The organism is Chryseobacterium sp. RU37D, from assembly GCF_900156075.1.
Lineage (GTDB): Bacteria > Bacteroidota > Bacteroidia > Flavobacteriales > Weeksellaceae > Chryseobacterium.
The window spans coordinates 25,742-41,013 of the sequence record NZ_FTMM01000005.1; the positions used below are offsets into that span (position 1 = coordinate 25,742).

14 protein-coding genes are annotated in these 15,272 nt (G+C 34.1%); 9 read left to right on the forward strand and 5 right to left on the reverse strand.

Annotated features, from left to right (window positions below; genetic code table 11):
• Positions 1-142: 142 nt before the first annotated feature.
• Genes BW926_RS03545 through BW926_RS03555 form a run of 3 tightly spaced genes read left to right on the forward strand, consistent with a single transcriptional unit; the run spans position 143 to position 1,920 of the window.
• On the forward strand, positions 143-1,183 hold the full coding sequence (locus BW926_RS03545) for a GMP reductase (protein WP_076444243.1): 1,041 nt from the start codon (positions 143-145) through the stop codon (positions 1,181-1,183).
• 2 nt (positions 1,184-1,185) lie between these two features.
• Positions 1,186-1,407, forward strand: a complete 222-nt coding sequence (locus BW926_RS03550) for a hypothetical protein (protein ID WP_076444245.1) — start codon at positions 1,186-1,188, stop codon at positions 1,405-1,407.
• Between the two features lie 3 nt (positions 1,408-1,410).
• Complete coding sequence (locus BW926_RS03555) at positions 1,411-1,920, forward strand: hypothetical protein (protein ID WP_076444247.1); 510 nt, start codon at positions 1,411-1,413, stop codon at positions 1,918-1,920.
• 21 nt (positions 1,921-1,941) lie between these two features.
• Here BW926_RS03555 and BW926_RS03560 read toward each other — a convergent pair whose 3' ends face one another.
• The 5 genes from BW926_RS03560 to BW926_RS03575 all read right to left on the reverse strand — a co-directional run bounded on the left by BW926_RS03560 (position 1,942) and on the right by BW926_RS03575 (position 6,847).
• Positions 1,942-3,261: a DUF6056 family protein gene (locus BW926_RS03560; protein ID WP_143756494.1), complete on the reverse strand. Its 1,320-nt coding sequence runs from the start codon at positions 3,259-3,261 to the stop codon at positions 1,942-1,944.
• A 4-nt stretch (positions 3,262-3,265) separates the two neighbouring features.
• On the reverse strand, positions 3,266-4,009 hold the full coding sequence (fabG, locus tag BW926_RS03565; RefSeq protein WP_076444251.1) for a 3-oxoacyl-[acyl-carrier-protein] reductase: 744 nt from the start codon (positions 4,007-4,009) through the stop codon (positions 3,266-3,268).
• 289 nt (positions 4,010-4,298) lie between these two features.
• Positions 4,299-4,466 (reverse strand): WG repeat-containing protein, encoded by a 168-nt coding sequence (locus BW926_RS14145; protein ID WP_143756495.1) that lies wholly within the window; start codon positions 4,464-4,466, stop codon positions 4,299-4,301.
• Between the two features lie 273 nt (positions 4,467-4,739).
• Complete coding sequence (rsmI, locus tag BW926_RS03570) at positions 4,740-5,414, reverse strand: 16S rRNA (cytidine(1402)-2'-O)-methyltransferase (protein ID WP_076444253.1); 675 nt, start codon at positions 5,412-5,414, stop codon at positions 4,740-4,742.
• An 8-nt stretch (positions 5,415-5,422) separates the two neighbouring features.
• Positions 5,423-6,847: a hypothetical protein gene (locus BW926_RS03575; RefSeq protein WP_076444255.1), complete on the reverse strand. Its 1,425-nt coding sequence runs from the start codon at positions 6,845-6,847 to the stop codon at positions 5,423-5,425.
• Between the two features lie 61 nt (positions 6,848-6,908).
• Between BW926_RS03575 and BW926_RS03580 the strand changes: the two genes are divergently transcribed.
• The 6 genes from BW926_RS03580 (at position 6,909) to mnmG (ending at position 15,202) form a co-directional block, all read left to right on the forward strand.
• A complete protein-coding gene (locus BW926_RS03580; RefSeq protein ID WP_076444257.1) occupies positions 6,909-7,499 on the forward strand; it encodes a thymidine kinase in 591 nt (196 codons plus the stop codon).
• 54 nt (positions 7,500-7,553) lie between these two features.
• Positions 7,554-7,892, forward strand: coding sequence for a hypothetical protein (locus tag BW926_RS03585; RefSeq protein WP_076444259.1), 339 nt, complete (start codon positions 7,554-7,556; stop codon positions 7,890-7,892).
• A gap of 282 nt (positions 7,893-8,174) precedes the next feature.
• Entirely contained in the window at positions 8,175-10,622 is a 2,448-nt protein-coding gene (locus BW926_RS03595) for a bifunctional UDP-N-acetylmuramoyl-tripeptide:D-alanyl-D-alanine ligase/alanine racemase (RefSeq protein ID WP_076444263.1), read from the forward strand.
• Positions 10,623-10,628: 6 nt separating this feature from the next.
• A complete protein-coding gene (locus tag BW926_RS03600; RefSeq protein WP_076444265.1) occupies positions 10,629-12,788 on the forward strand; it encodes a patatin-like phospholipase family protein in 2,160 nt (719 codons plus the stop codon).
• Positions 12,789-12,792: 4 nt separating this feature from the next.
• Positions 12,793-13,203 carry an rRNA maturation RNase YbeY gene (gene ybeY / locus BW926_RS03605; RefSeq protein ID WP_076444267.1) on the forward strand — a complete coding sequence of 137 codons (411 nt, stop codon included), beginning with the start codon at positions 12,793-12,795 and terminating at the stop codon, positions 13,201-13,203.
• Between the two features lie 136 nt (positions 13,204-13,339).
• Positions 13,340-15,202, forward strand: coding sequence for a tRNA uridine-5-carboxymethylaminomethyl(34) synthesis enzyme MnmG (mnmG, locus tag BW926_RS03610; protein ID WP_076444269.1), 1,863 nt, complete (start codon positions 13,340-13,342; stop codon positions 15,200-15,202).
• The last annotated feature ends 70 nt before the right edge of the window (positions 15,203-15,272 follow it).

Here is a 15,272-nt window from a genome sequence, read left to right on the forward strand (position 1 = left end):
TAATTTAAGATAAAAAATTGGTTAAAATCCGTATCATCTGCAAAGTCAGGTGAATTTTTTTATTAAAAATTTACTAAAAATCCTTTAAGCGAATCTTCTAATCAAACTTTTTCCTAATTTTAAGTAAAATATTTTCCAAATTATGAGAATAGAATATGATATAAAGCTAGGTTTTAAAGATGTAATGTTCCGTCCGAAACGTTCAACGTTAAAATCCCGTTCAGAAGTTGACTTAGAAAGAGAATTTACTTTCAGACATACTCAAAAAAAATGGAAAGGAACACCCATCATTGCAGCGAATATGGATACGGTGGGAACCTTCGAAATGGCTGTAGAATTGGCTAAAGATAAAATCATTACCGCCATTCATAAGCATTATACACCGGAAGAATGGTCAGATTTCCTGAACAGCCAGCCGGAAGAAATCCATCAATATATTGCTTTAAGTACCGGAACCGGAAAGACAGATGAAGAAAAAATAAAGACCATCCTCGGAAAACACCCAAAAATCGAGTTTCTCTGCATCGATGTAGCCAATGGTTATTCTGAGCATTTCGTGGAATTTGTAAAGAAAGCAAGGGCCAATTTTCCTGATAAAATCATCATCGCTGGAAATGTGGTAACCGGTGAAATGGTGGAAGAGCTTCTTCTTGTAGGTGCAGATATTATAAAGGTGGGCATTGGCCCTGGTTCTGTATGCACCACTCGTGTAAAGACCGGCGTCGGCTATCCTCAACTTTCGGCAATTATCGAGTGCTCTGATGCTGCGCATGGCTTAGGCGGTCATATTATTGCAGACGGCGGATGCAAGGTGCCTGGAGATGTTGCTAAGGCTTTTGGTGGCGGGGCAGATTTTGTGATGTTGGGCGGAATGTTTGCCGGGCATGATGAAAGTGGCGGCGAAATCATCGAAGAAAATGGCAAAAAATTCCGTCTTTTTTACGGAATGAGCTCTAAAACAGCAATGGATAAGCATTCCGGAGGTGTTGCGGAATACCGTGCTTCTGAAGGAAAGACTGTGAGAGTGCCTTATAAAGGTCCGGTTTATGAAACGGTGAAAGATATTTTAGGAGGTGTACGTTCTACATGCACTTATGTCGGGGCATCCAAATTAAAAGAACTTTCAAAAAGAACCACTTTTATAAGGGTTCAGGAGCAGGAAAACCAGATATTTAAAGATTAAAAATGAAAAGAATATTTCATATTACAAATGGCGATTATCTCGCTTATCAATTGGAGAAAACTTCCGTTGAGGGGGAGATTATCGTCTGCCGTGAAGCATTGGTTTTAGGAAATTTGAAGGCGTATTCTTTGGAGGACTTCTGGAAAGTGAGGGCTGAATCTGTTTTGAATGATTATACAGTGGAAAAGAAAAGCTACTATCAGAAAGTATTCCCGGAATTTTAAAAAATGCTGAATATTCCGGAGGGTTCTGAGGTAAATCTTTGGTTTGAGGATGATCTGTTCTGCAAGGTCAATATGTGGTTCTGCTTGTCTATACTGCCTGAAAATAAAAATTTAACCATCTACAGGATTCTCCCAAAAGCAGATGAAAAAGATCACTGGAAAGGGTTTTCTGCCTCCACAAATTCTAATCTGGAAAAATCATTTAGTTCAAAAATTTTGTTCGATAAAAACGATATTGATTTGGGAATTGATCTTTGGAAAGCCTATCAGGAAAACAATAAGGAATTACTGAGTAAACTATCTGAAAATCAATCAATTTGTTTTCCTTTTTTAAAGGACGTTATTCATGCCTATCTTACCATAAATCCTGAGAATTTTATTAAAAATTTAATAGAAAACGGAACGACAGATTTTAATGAAATCTTTGAAAAGTTTCGAGATGAATTGGGAATTCTTGGTTTTGGAGACCTTCAGGTGAAAGTAATTTATGATAAAATTTCAGCAGTAAAATAAACAAAGGTATCGAAAGATGCCCTATTTTGTTCTGATATATTTCTTGTCAAAATACTTTTGAAGCTGGTCATTTACGTACTTTTTCTCTTCGTTTACAGAAGACATTTCGTCAAAATATAAAACCTGCGGAACTGTTTTTATTTTATCTAAAATCAAAGAATCTTTTGGGGAGTTTTTAATTGTAGAAATACGGTTTTCTATTTCCCGATCATAAGCTTTAAGATCTGTATAAAGGATTTCTTTGAGAATTGAATTTAAGTTGTAATTAACATTAAATTTAGAATATTTTTCAGTAAAAATATTGATTTTTGGTAAAAATATAATCACAAATGAAATAGGCCAGAATTTTTTAATCTTCTCAAACTTAAACGTCATTACAACAGAAAAACTAATCAGATAAAAGAAAATAAGATTCTCAAACTGCCTTCCTATCGTATTCATAATATACCCCGTAAAAACCAGCGGCAAAAAGGAAATTGCCCAAATTATAATCGCTTTTTTAAAGCTGATCTTGTTAATAATTCTTTTTAATTCTCTTTCAAAAACTTTAATGAAAAGAGGAAGAATTAAAATCAATTTAAATGAAATATAAACGGTATTTACTCCAAAAATTCCCCCTCTTTTCAGCCATTTGATATAGAAAATATCAGTAGAATCTGCCAATCTTTTAAAATTTCCTGGGGCTAAAAAACTTAATAAAAATCCTGCTAATCCTACAAATAATACTATTTTGTGTTCTTTGGATTTATCCTGGAAATATAGAACGGTTAATATTCCTAAAAGGATTAATGCCATTATTTCATTAGAACCCATTAGAATCAGAATTCCAAAAGCGGATAAATAAAACCAATATTTTTTACCTGTTTCCTGAAATTGATGATAAAAAAGCAGCAAAATCCCGAATAAAATAATCGGCAGAAAATAAATATTCGCTCCCGTGATCCAGTAATAATGTTCTGATAGGCTCACCAAAATAACGGTGTAAAAGAAAAACAAAAGAAGCCCTTTTGTTATGGAATTAATAAACGAAATCTTAAAATATATTTTAAAATTTAAAGCTAAAATACTAATAAAAGCTAAAAATAAAAACACAGGATATATTTTGGGTAAAATATTTTCAAGATCTCTGGAAACAGGATTAAACATATTAATGGTATATCCAAAATACCTGCCGCCCCAATTCATGTAAAAATTCTGGATATTTCCTAATAATCCTAGCTTTCTGGTTCCGTATGAGTAGATATAATCGTCGGTCTGATATACATTAAAAAGAGCAATGTACATCAGACCGATTAGTAGTAAAATCGATAAGAATAAGAGAATATTCTGTACAGATTTCATTTTTTTATGTCAGCAAGCCACCATCTATATTCAATGTCTGCCCTGTAATATAAGAAGACATTTTGCTTCCTAAAAATACACAGGCGTTTGCAACATCTTCAGTATGTCCCAGTTTTTTCATAGGAATAGATTCATTCCATTTTTCTTTTGCTTTATCGTCGAGCGCATCCGTCATTTCCGTCTGGATGAATCCCGGCGCGATCGCGTTACAACGGATATTTCTTGAGCCTAATTCAAGCGCTACAGACTTGGTAAAGCCTATTACACCTGCTTTAGAAGCTGCATAGTTTGCTTGTCCTGCGTTTCCACTAATCCCTACTACAGAAGTCATATTGATGATAGATCCTTCTTTTGCCTTCATCATTGGCTTGATTACGGCTTTTGTAAGGTTGAATACAGAATCTAAATTTACTTTAATTACTTTATCCCAATCATCTTTTGACATTCTCAGCAATAAATTATCCTTTGTAATACCGGCATTGTTGATCAAAATATCAATTTTACCAAACTCTGCAATTACTTCGTCTATTAATGTTTGGGCTGCATCGAAATCTGACGCATCTGATTGGTAACCTTTGATTTGAGTTACAGAACTTAAAGTCGCTTCTAATTCCTTCGCCTTGTCTACAGATCCGGCATAGGTAAATGCTATTTTAGCACCGTGCTGGGCATACATTTCAGCAATTCCTTTTCCGATTCCTCTTGTAGCTCCCGTGATTAGCGCTACTTTTCCTTCTAATAGTTTCATATCTAATTATTTTCTTAATAATTTATCAGCACTTTGAAGTCTGCTAATATAATCTATTTAAATTTATTCAAAATTAAGCAGTCCGCAAAGATATTACAAAATGTTATTCAAAGCATTTTAAATCATTTTTTTATCAAAATTTTATACCTTTTTTTGTTATATAACAGTGAAAGAAAACCTTAAAGCAAAGAAAATTATTACTGCTCTGTAAAGAAAATGTATTCGGAATCTTTTCCTTTGATCAATTTAATCCCCATTTATCCTGAATATATTTATCGAAAATGACCTGTCAAAGGCTCATTTTATGATTCGTCAACCCGAATTTCTTATTCTTTTTAACGATAAATTCATTGACTTCAGGAAAAGTAATAATTTCATAATAAATAAAAGGTACCACTTCATTTCCATCCTCATCAACCACTCCGTAAAGGTTGGTCGTGCTTTTCCCTATCAGCATCGGATAAGATTCAAAATATTTTATTTCTGCAAAACCTTTTAATTCTTTGTATTGTCCGGTTTTTGGAGAATAGCTGAATAAGTGCCATCTTTACTCAATATCAAAGTATTAGGGACCATTTTTTCTATTTCATACTCAACTGGTAAGATTTTTTTAAAATCCTTATCTCGGAACATACCTCTTTGCCCAGTTTTTTGGTTAGAAGTATTTGTTTGTATGATCTGTCTGGCCTAGGCAAACCGACGAAAACAATACTAAAATTAATTTTTTCAATTAAATGGAATTATTTACGATAAGTACAATCTCACCTTTTAAAGTTTTGCTTTTTGAAAATTCAATTAATTCATTGATAGTCCCGCGTTTAGTTTCTTCAAATTTTTTGGAAATTTCCCTGCTGAGACTTACTTTAGTTTCCTCACCAAAGAACTCTTTGATCTGTTCTAAAGTCGTGTTGATCTTATGCGGGCTTTCATATAAAACGATGGTCTTTTTTTCTTCAGCAAGCTGTTTCAGCTTAGTTTGTCTTCCTTTTTTTTGGGGTAAAAATCCTGCAAAAAGAAATTCATTATTCGGCAGCCCTGAAACCACCAGCGCCGGCACAAAAGCTGTAGCTCCGGGAAGGCAAATCATGTCGATATTGTTGTCCGCACCTGCTTTTCCCAGCAAATAGCCGGGATCAGAAATTCCAGGAGTCCCTGCATCAGTGATGATGGCGATATTCTGACCACTTTTCAGGTCTGCAATCACTTTTTCCGTTGCCTGATGCTCATTATGCAGATGATAAGATTTTAAAGGTTTGGAAATCTCGAAATGCTTCAAAAGGATTCCGGAAGTCCTGGTATCTTCACATAAAATATAATCAACTTCTTTCAAAACATGTATAGCCCTGAAAGTCATGTCTTCCAAGTTCCCGATCGGTGTAGGAACAAAATATAGGATTCCGCTCAAAATTTAGTTTATAAAAATTTATTTTCCACCAATATCCATAGTCTTTGGGCATATTCGTCTACTTTACTCCATTTTTTCTGGTAATAAAGATCGCTCAGATATTCTTTTGCCTCTTCTAATGTTTTGAAACTGTTTAGATTACCTACAACTTCATTAAGCTCAGATTGGCTTCCCCCGAATAATGTTTTGGTGAAGGCAATTCTGTCATTCAAATCCAGCTTAAACTGAGGTTTAGGTTTTTCCGCTTCCATAAAATCGGTCGGAATATTGGTTTTCAAAATACTTCCCGTATCATCTTTTTTCTCCATGGGGGGTTGTCTTTCTACAGGCACTTCCCTTTCCAGATGATCATCATCAAAAAGTGTTTGTACTGCTTTTAAGCCTTTGATATTGGCAAGCTTTATTTTCTTCTCCTGCTGATAAGCTTCAAGATTTTCGAAACTTTCGTCAGAAGCCGGTTTTTCTTTATCTTCAGGAATTGGTCTTTTTATTTCAACAATCTTTCTTCTGTCATTAATTTCTGCTAAAACCGTTTGGTCTTGTTTCTCTTCAGTGATAGACTCGTTTCTGATTTCATTTACAATATTCTCTGCATTGGACACATCAGTTGCCATTTCTCTCGGCTCCATCATTATATTTGAAGCTACAAATTGTTGTTCAACCTCTTCAATAAGCAGATCTTCTTCCAAAATTTCTGTATCAAAAATACTAGGAATCTCATCGGTAATATCAAAAATCTCTGTTGTATTTTTTATATCAGATTCAAAATTATTCTGAATTTTTTCCTCTTCATCAAAATCATTAAGATCATCTCCCTGGTTATCGGAAATTTCATTTTCAAATTCATCAATTTCGTTCAGCTGATTATTAAAAATGACTTCTTCATTCGTTTTTTTATCACTAAACATATTTTCATGAAGATCATCATGATGATCCGGCTCAGAATCTGCTAAAATCCTCTCCTCATCTACAAAAATCAATGAGAATTCATTTAAATCCGAAGGTTCGTTTTCATCAATTTCGTTTAATTGATTATTAAAAATATCTTCTTCGGCAGTTATATTTTTTTCAAATCTTTCTTCATTATCTTCTATTCCCGACTCAGAATTCTCTTCAGCCAGATCAACTAATGTTTCATGAAACTCATCTTCAACAATTTCATTTAACCGATTGTTAAAAATAGCCTCTTCTTCTGTAACTTGATTGCTCAGCTTATGAGCTTCAACGATGGTAACTCCTGATGAAATATTTTCGTTTTCGAAATATTTGATGTTTTTTTCCAGAAGGCTTAAGAACGAAATCCTGTTAGAAAGCTCATCCACAAGATCCTGTTTGGCTGACAGTTCGTCTACATTGTTTATTTTGTCCAGAATACTAATGATATTCTTGGATTCAAAAAAAATCTTTTCCTTTAAATCTTGGATGTTCTGCATATTAAGAATCTTGTTAAAATTGCTTACTTTTGATCTTAAAAAGATACGGCTAATTTAACAAATGTTTTTAGAAAATACAATTAATCATTCCAAACAAAGCGGCTGGATGGAAGTTATTTGTGGCTCAATGTTTTCCGGAAAAACCGAAGAGTTGATCAGGAGGCTGAGAAGAGCAGAAATGGCTGGGCAGCATGTGGAAATTTTCAAACCAAAACTAGATACCCGCTATTCTGATGAAGATGTCATCTCCCACAATCAGAATAAAATCCGAAGCACCCCGGTAGAAAACCCCAATGAAATACTTTTGCTGGCTTCCAATTGTGATGTGATTGGTATTGATGAAGCGCAGTTTTTTGATGAAAGCATTGTAGATGTAGCCAATCAGCTGGCAAACAGTGGGATAAGAGTTGTAATTGCTGGCCTGGATATGGATTTTTTGGGAAGACCATTTGGGCCAATGCCGAACCTGATGGCAACAGCAGAATACGTTACGAAAGTACATGCCATCTGCAGGAGAACAGGTAATCTGGCCAATTATTCAATGAGGACATCTGCAGGAAAAGACTTGGTAGAGCTTGGAGAAACAGAGTCTTATGATGCAGTAAGCAGAAGAGTTTTTGTGGATGAAGTTTTAAATAAAAAAAGAATTTAATATCAAATTTATTTTTAATTTTGATTATAAATTAATAGTAAATACTATCAAAAAATGATATTAGAAATTAAAAATTATATAGAAATCAGTAATTCTATTGATGAGATTTTGAGAAATTCGCCCTTTAAGTTGAAATATATTATTGAAAAAAGTGGTATTTCTGAGCCTACGTTTTTTCGTAAAATGAAAGAAAAAAAGTTTCTCCCGGAAGAATTGCTGAAAATTGCAGAAATTATCGAGCCGGAAGTAATTTCTAAGGATGAAATTCTGAATGCTATTCAGGAGGGTTTAAATGATGTAAAAAATGGCAGAATAACGGAACATTCATTGGTAATGGATGAAGTAAAGGAACGAATTACAAAAAAGAAAAATGCACGTTTTTTGGACAAATAAGACAAAATCGGATTTAGAAATTCTGGAAGATTTATTGATCGAAAATTGGGGCTTTGATGTTTTAAAAGATTTTTATGAAATTTTAGAAAGAAAAATAGTTTTGCTTGGGAATGAAAATGTTATACATCAAAAATATGAAGATACAGATTTTCATAAATTGCTGATAACGAAGCATAATACTATCATTTATGAAGTCTCAGGAGCCCAAATAAATCTTTTGAATATGATTAATAATTTTCGAAACCCCGGGTCTAATTATAATTTAATTACTGAAAGTAGTTTATGAACTACACTATACAACATATTGCACAAATCACCAATTCAAAAATTATTGGGGACAAAAGTATATTGATTAAAAACATTGCTTTCGACAGCAGGATTATTTATTCTACTAAAAATACAGCGTTTATTGCTATTAATACACAGAAAAATTCTGGCGAAAAATTCATTGAAGCAGCAGTTGACAGGGGTATCAATGTCATTATTTCAGAGCATCATCATCCTCAGTATGAAAATATTACCTGGATTATTGTTGATAATTCCGTTGATTTTCTTCAAAAATTAGCCCAATATCATTTTGAAAATTCTCATTTAAAATCTATCGGAATTACGGGAAGTAACGGAAAAACCATTTTAAAAGAGTGGCTTTATCAATGCCTTTGGAATGAATTTGCAACCGTAAAAAGCCCAAAAAGTTTTAATTCTCAAATTGGTCTTCCTCTTTCTTTGCTGCAAATAAATGATTCTCATGAATTGGGAATTTTCGAAGTCGGAATTTCGAAGCCAGACGAAATGGAAAAATTGGAAAATATTTTCCATCCGCAGATCGGTTTACTCACTCATATCGGGACTGCCCATCTCGCTAATTTTACGTCTGAGACAGAGTTGATTGATGAAAAAATTAAGCTTTTTAAAGATTCTGAAGTGATTATTTACAACGGTGATAATTCATTAGTTAATAATAAGATAAAAGCCTTATATTCAAGTAAAAAATTAATTTCTTACGGCTTTAAACAAAACAACCAGGTTTATTTTAAAGACAATTTTTCGAAGGACGAACATGTTGTTGTGCAATATTTCGGTGAAGAAATCTCTTTTCCTGTGCATCAGAAGGATGAAGCAACTTTAACGAATGCTTTGGCACTGATAACCGTTTTAAAAGAACTTGGAATTGAAAATCATAAAATCGTTGAAAAAATCAATGCTTTGAAAGCTGTGGAAATGCGTCTTGAAGCTATTGAAGGGATTAAAAACAATATTGTCATTAATGATTCCTTTAATCTTGACCTTGATTCTCTAAAAACTGCCCTCCAATTTTTAAATGAATACAAAAAACCTAAAAAATCTCTTGTGCTAACGGATATTGTTGGTGTCAATTCCAATTCAAAGGAGTTGTATGAAGAGGTTTCTGAGCTAGTGAATGAGCAAAAATTTGATTCTGTTTTTCTCATCGGAAATGAAATTTCAAAATTTAGTGATTTATTTAATTCTAATACCTTTACTTTTATTAATACTAAAGAATTAATTGATAGTAAGCATCTTACAGAACTTGAAAATCAGATCATCCTTTTAAAAGGAGCTCGAAAATTTGAAATAGAAAGGCTTAAAGATATTCTTGAGCTCAGAAAGCATGACACGGTTCTAGAAATTAATCTGAACGCAATCTTGCATAACATCAATTATCATAAATCACTCCTGAAATCTACCACCAAAATGATGGCCATGGTAAAAGCAAACTCTTATGGGCTGGGCAGCTATGAAATATCAGAGTTTCTACAGCATCATCACATTGATTATCTGGGTGTTGCTTTTGTGGATGAAGGAGTGGAACTTCGCAAAAAAGGAATTACCGTTCCTATAGTTGTGATGAATCCCGAACAGCACAGCTATGAAACCCTGATTGAATATAATCTGGAGCCAGAAATCTATAGTTTCCGCGTGCTGGAACTGTTTTATGAAGCCGTCCGTAAATCTGGTTATGATAAAAAATACCCTGTTCATATCAAACTTGAAACAGGAATGCATCGTCTTGGTTTTAAGGATTTTGAACTGGATCAATTGGGAGAAACTTTAAATAGGCTGAATGTAAAGGTTCAAAGTATCTTTAGCCATCTTTCATCATCAGATATGCCTGGTGAAAGACAGTTTACTTTAGATCAACTAAAAATATTTGGAAAAAATTCAAACTATTTGATAGAAAAATTAGGCTATACTCCTGTCCGCCACATTCTGAATTCGTCAGGAATTACAGACTATACCGATCATCAATATGATATGGTACGGATCGGAATTGGAATGTTAGGAGAATCACCAAATAGTGATATACAAAAACAATTACGATCTGTTGTCAGCTTTAAAACGGTAATTTCACAGATTTCCTTAGTAGAAAACGGAGAATCAGTTGGCTATAGCAGAAGATTTAAAACAGACCATCCTACGAAAATAGCCACAATCCCCGTCGGATATGCAGACGGTATTCCAAGACTGATAGGAAATCAAGTAGGAAGTGTAGGTGTAAATAAAACCCTGGCACCGATTGTAGGCAGTATCTGCATGGATATGATGATGATCGATATAGACCATATCCAAAATGTGAAGGAAGGTGATACGGTAACCATTTTTAACGCTCACCCAAGCTTGAAAGAATTTGCAGACTATTGCAAAACCATTACATATGAAGTACTAACCTCCATTTCACCCCGGGTGAAAAGGATTTATATAAAAGATTAATATCCCATGAGAAAGCTCCTGATCTTTTTATTGACATTCCAGTTACTTTTGATTCATTCTCAGGTAAAGAAAAATCTGGTAATTCCTAAAAACCCAAAAATAGGACTTTCTCTTGCTGGAGGCGGCGCTAAGGGTTTTTCTCATATCGGGGTGCTTAAAGTATTGGATTCTCTGGGCGTAAGGGTCGATTATATCGCAGGAACAAGCATGGGTGCCATCGTAGGAGGTTTATACGCATCCGGATACTCAGGAAAGGAGATTGAAAAAATTGTAATGGATACAGATTTCTATTCTTTAATCATGGATCCGAAAGCACAGCGTCAGGAGACTACTTTTTTCAATAAATCTGTTGACAAATATCTTTTATCAATTCCTCTTAAAGACGGCAAAATTACCCTTCCTTCTTCTATAAGCTCCGGCCAAAAAAATGTTTACCTTCTTAAAGAACTCTTGAAAAATGTTTCTAATATTAACGATTTTTCAAAGCTACCAATTCCTTTCATGTGTATAGCAACCAATCTTGAAAGTGGGAATATGGAGATTTTTGAAAAAGGAGATCTTGTACAATCGATAATGGCGAGCTCAGCTTTTCCTTCGTTAATGGATCCTGTAAAAATTGGTGACAGCATTTATATTGACGGAGCGATGACTGTAAACTATCCTTCAAAGCCTTTAAAGGACAAAGGAATCGATATCGTCATCGGTGTGGATCTGAACCAGGATCTATCAAAAAGAGAAGATTTAAATAGTATTATAGCGATTCTTAATCAGGTAATTGATATGAACATTCATAAGGATACAAAAAGTCAGTATAAATATACCGATATTAATATCAAGCCTGATTTAAAAGGAATGACAGCCACAAGCTATGATGACAAGAAAAAAATTCTCGATAGTGGGTATACAGAAGGATTAAAATATACCCAAATTCTGAATCAGCTTCCGAAAAGGCCATTCGACCGGCTGAGAGAAAAAGTAAACCCTATTTATTCCAATGTTTATAAAATTGATGACATAGAAATAATAGGAAGTAAAATTTACGGGAAAAACCATGTTTTAGGAAAAATGGGATTAAGGCTTCCTTCATTACAGACTTATGGAAGCATCAATAAAAAAATAGATAAGCTGGTTGCTACCAATAACTATAAATTTATCAATTATGATATTGTTCCAGATAATGACGCCAATTATCTGAAGCTTTATGTCACAGAAGACGATGCAAGACATTTCTTAAAGTTTGGCCTTCATTATGATGAAGTTTTTAAAACCGGTCTGCTTCTCAACTATTCCGCGAAACGTCTTTTATTTAAAAATTCTAATCTTTCCCTCGATGTCATTGTGGGTGACAAGCCAAGATATTATTTAAATTATTTTATTGATAACGGATATATTCCCGGGTTTGGAATATATTCCTCGGGGATGAGTTTTAATCTACAGGATATTAATAACTATGGAGTAGATCAATGGAAATGGTTTCGAAATGAAGCTTATATCCAGTCCATCTGGAAAGATAAATTTGCCATAGGAGGCGGAATAAGCCACGATTATTTTGAAGCTGAAGCCAATGGTAATAATAAAAGATTTAGTCGTTTTTTGAACCCTTATATATTCTTAAAAAGTGATACGCAAAACGATAGAGATTTCCCTACCCGCGGAATTTATATCAACGCGGAAGGGAAAGTAATAGATTTAATGAAATCCGAAGTTGAAAAAAGGCTAGTTCAGGTAAAAGCAGACATAAGAATCAACATTCCTTTATCGAAACAATTTACTTATCGTCTTAATCTATATGGCGGGATCAGTATAGGTAATAATCTTCCTCAGTTTTATCAGTACAGGCTCGGAGGTATTTTTGAACAGAATATTATAAATTTCAAAAGCTTTTCAGGGTTTTATTTCGGACAACTTAGTTCCAATAATGTGGTCTTGATATCAAACGATCTCCAGTTTAAATTTAATAAAAACTACTTTATCATCGGAAATTTTTCATTTGCTAACCTTTCCGATGATCTTAAATTCGAAGATGCAGTACAATTAAATTACAGCTCACTGGGAATTACTGCAGGATACAGATCTCCATTCGGGCAGATCAAGGTCAATTTCAGCCATTCACTTAAAAATAATCAAAAAGGTATATTCAGTGTTATTTTAGGGCACTGGTTTTAAAACAATGATACAATTCTTTTACGAAAACTTATCGGAAACTGTAAGTAAAGCATACCAACCCTGGCTGGAAGATATTATAATTTCAGAGCAAAAAAAGCTTGGAGAAATCAATTATATCTTCTGTGATGATGAATATTTATTAAAAGTAAATCAGGATTATCTGCAGCATGATTACTATACAGATATCATTACTTTTGACTATGTAAAAGGCAGAACGATAAGCGGAGAGATTTTCGTATCTTTGCAGCGCATTTCAGATAACGCTTCTACTCTTTCCAAAGATTATGAAGAAGAATTGCGAAGAGTATTGGCTCATGGCATTCTTCACCTTTGTGGTTATAAAGACAAAACAGAGGAAGAAGAACAGCTGATGCGAAGCAAAGAAGATGAGTATTTGTATAAATTTAAAGATTAGTTATAGTTTTTAATTTATCAATATTCATTTTAATGATCTCTTACAAGCTGTTTTAGCTTGTAAAAATAAACAATGTTTCACGTGAAACATTTACAAAAAAAATTAAAATTTAAGGCTTAAAATAAGCAAAAGGAAGATGATTTCAGAAATATATGATGTAATTGTAGTCGGTGCCGGACACGCAGGTTGTGAAGCTGCTGCTGCTGCTGCGAATCTGGGTTCCAAAACTCTACTCGTTACAATGAATATGCAGACGATAGGACAGATGAGCTGTAATCCAGCAATGGGAGGAATTGCGAAGGGACAGATCGTAAGAGAGATCGACGCAATGGGAGGTTATTCAGGAATTGTGGCGGATAAATCTGCTATTCAGTTTAAGATGCTAAACCTTTCAAAAGGTCCTGCTATGTGGTCTCCAAGAACACAGAATGACAGAATGCTTTTCGCAGAAGAATGGAGATTAGCATTAGAAAACACTCCAAATCTTGATTTCTTTCAGGATATGGTAAAGCAGCTTATTATCGAAAATAATAAAGTAACAGGTGTCGTAACTTCATTAGGAATTGAAATTAAAGGACGTTCTGTCGTACTTACAAACGGTACATTTTTGAACGGTTTAATCCACGTTGGAGATAAACAATTAGGCGGTGGAAGAATGGGCGAACCTAGAGCCTTCGGAATTACAGAACAATTAGTTTCTCTGGGCTTTGAAGCCGGAAGAATGAAGACAGGTACGCCACCAAGAGTAGACGGAAGAAGCTTAGATTATTCTAAAATGGAAGAACAAAAAGGAGATGAAAACCCTCAAAAATTCAGCTATTTAGATACTCCTAAATTAACCAAACAATTAAGCTGCCATATCGTTTATACCAACGAAATTGTACACGATATTTTACGTGAAGGATTTGACAGAAGCCCGATGTTTAATGGTACAATTCAAAGCTTAGGGCCAAGATACTGCCCAAGTATCGAAGATAAAATCAACCGTTTTGCGGAAAGAAACAGACATCAACTATTTGTAGAGCCAGAAGGCTGGAAAACTGTAGAAATATATGTAAACGGATTCAGTTCTTCGCTTCCTGAAGATGTTCAGATCAAAGCAATGAAACATATTCCAGGTTTTGAAAACGTAAAAGTATTCCGTCCGGGCTATGCTATTGAATATGACTACTTCCCTCCTACTCAGCTAAAGCATACTTTAGAAACAAAATTAGTGGATAATCTTTATTTTGCCGGCCAAATTAATGGTACGACAGGTTATGAAGAAGCCGCAGGGCAAGGTCTTATTGCAGGGATCAACGCACATAATAAAGTTCATGAAAAGGATGAATTTATTTTAAATAGAGACGAAGCGTATATAGGTGTCTTAATTGATGACTTAATCACAAAAGGTACAGAAGAACCTTATAGAATGTTCACTTCAAGAGCAGAATACAGGCTTCTTTTAAGACAGGATAATGCAGATATCAGACTTACAGAAAGGGCTTATCAATTAGGTCTTGCAAAAGCAGACAGATTAGAAAGAGTAAACAAGAAAATTACTAAAAGTGAGGAACTTGAGAACTTTCTTCGAGAAACTTCTTTAAAGCCAGGAGTTATCAATCCTATTCTTGAAACTATTGAAAGCAGCCCTGTAGATCAGGCTTACAGAGCAGCCCAGATTCTTACAAGACCGAATATGACTTTGGAAAAACTAGAGGAAATTGACTTTATTAATGAATTTTCATCTACTTATGATGGTGAAGTAAGAGAACAGGCTGAAGTCAATATCAAGTACAGAGGCTATATTGAAAAAGAAAAAGAAAATGTTGCCAAGCTGAATCGTTTGGAAAATATTAAAATTCCTGAAGATTTTGATTACAATAAAATTTCCAGCTTATCTGCAGAAGCTAAACAAAAAATGTCTAATGTAAAGCCAAAAACGATTGCACAGGCCGGAAGAATCAGTGGTGTTTCTCCTGCAGATATTAATGTTTTATTGGTCTATTTAGGGCGATAATCAATATATGTTTCACGTGAAACATCAACATAAAATTGAAAAATTAATTGAAATTTGAGGCTAAAAACAG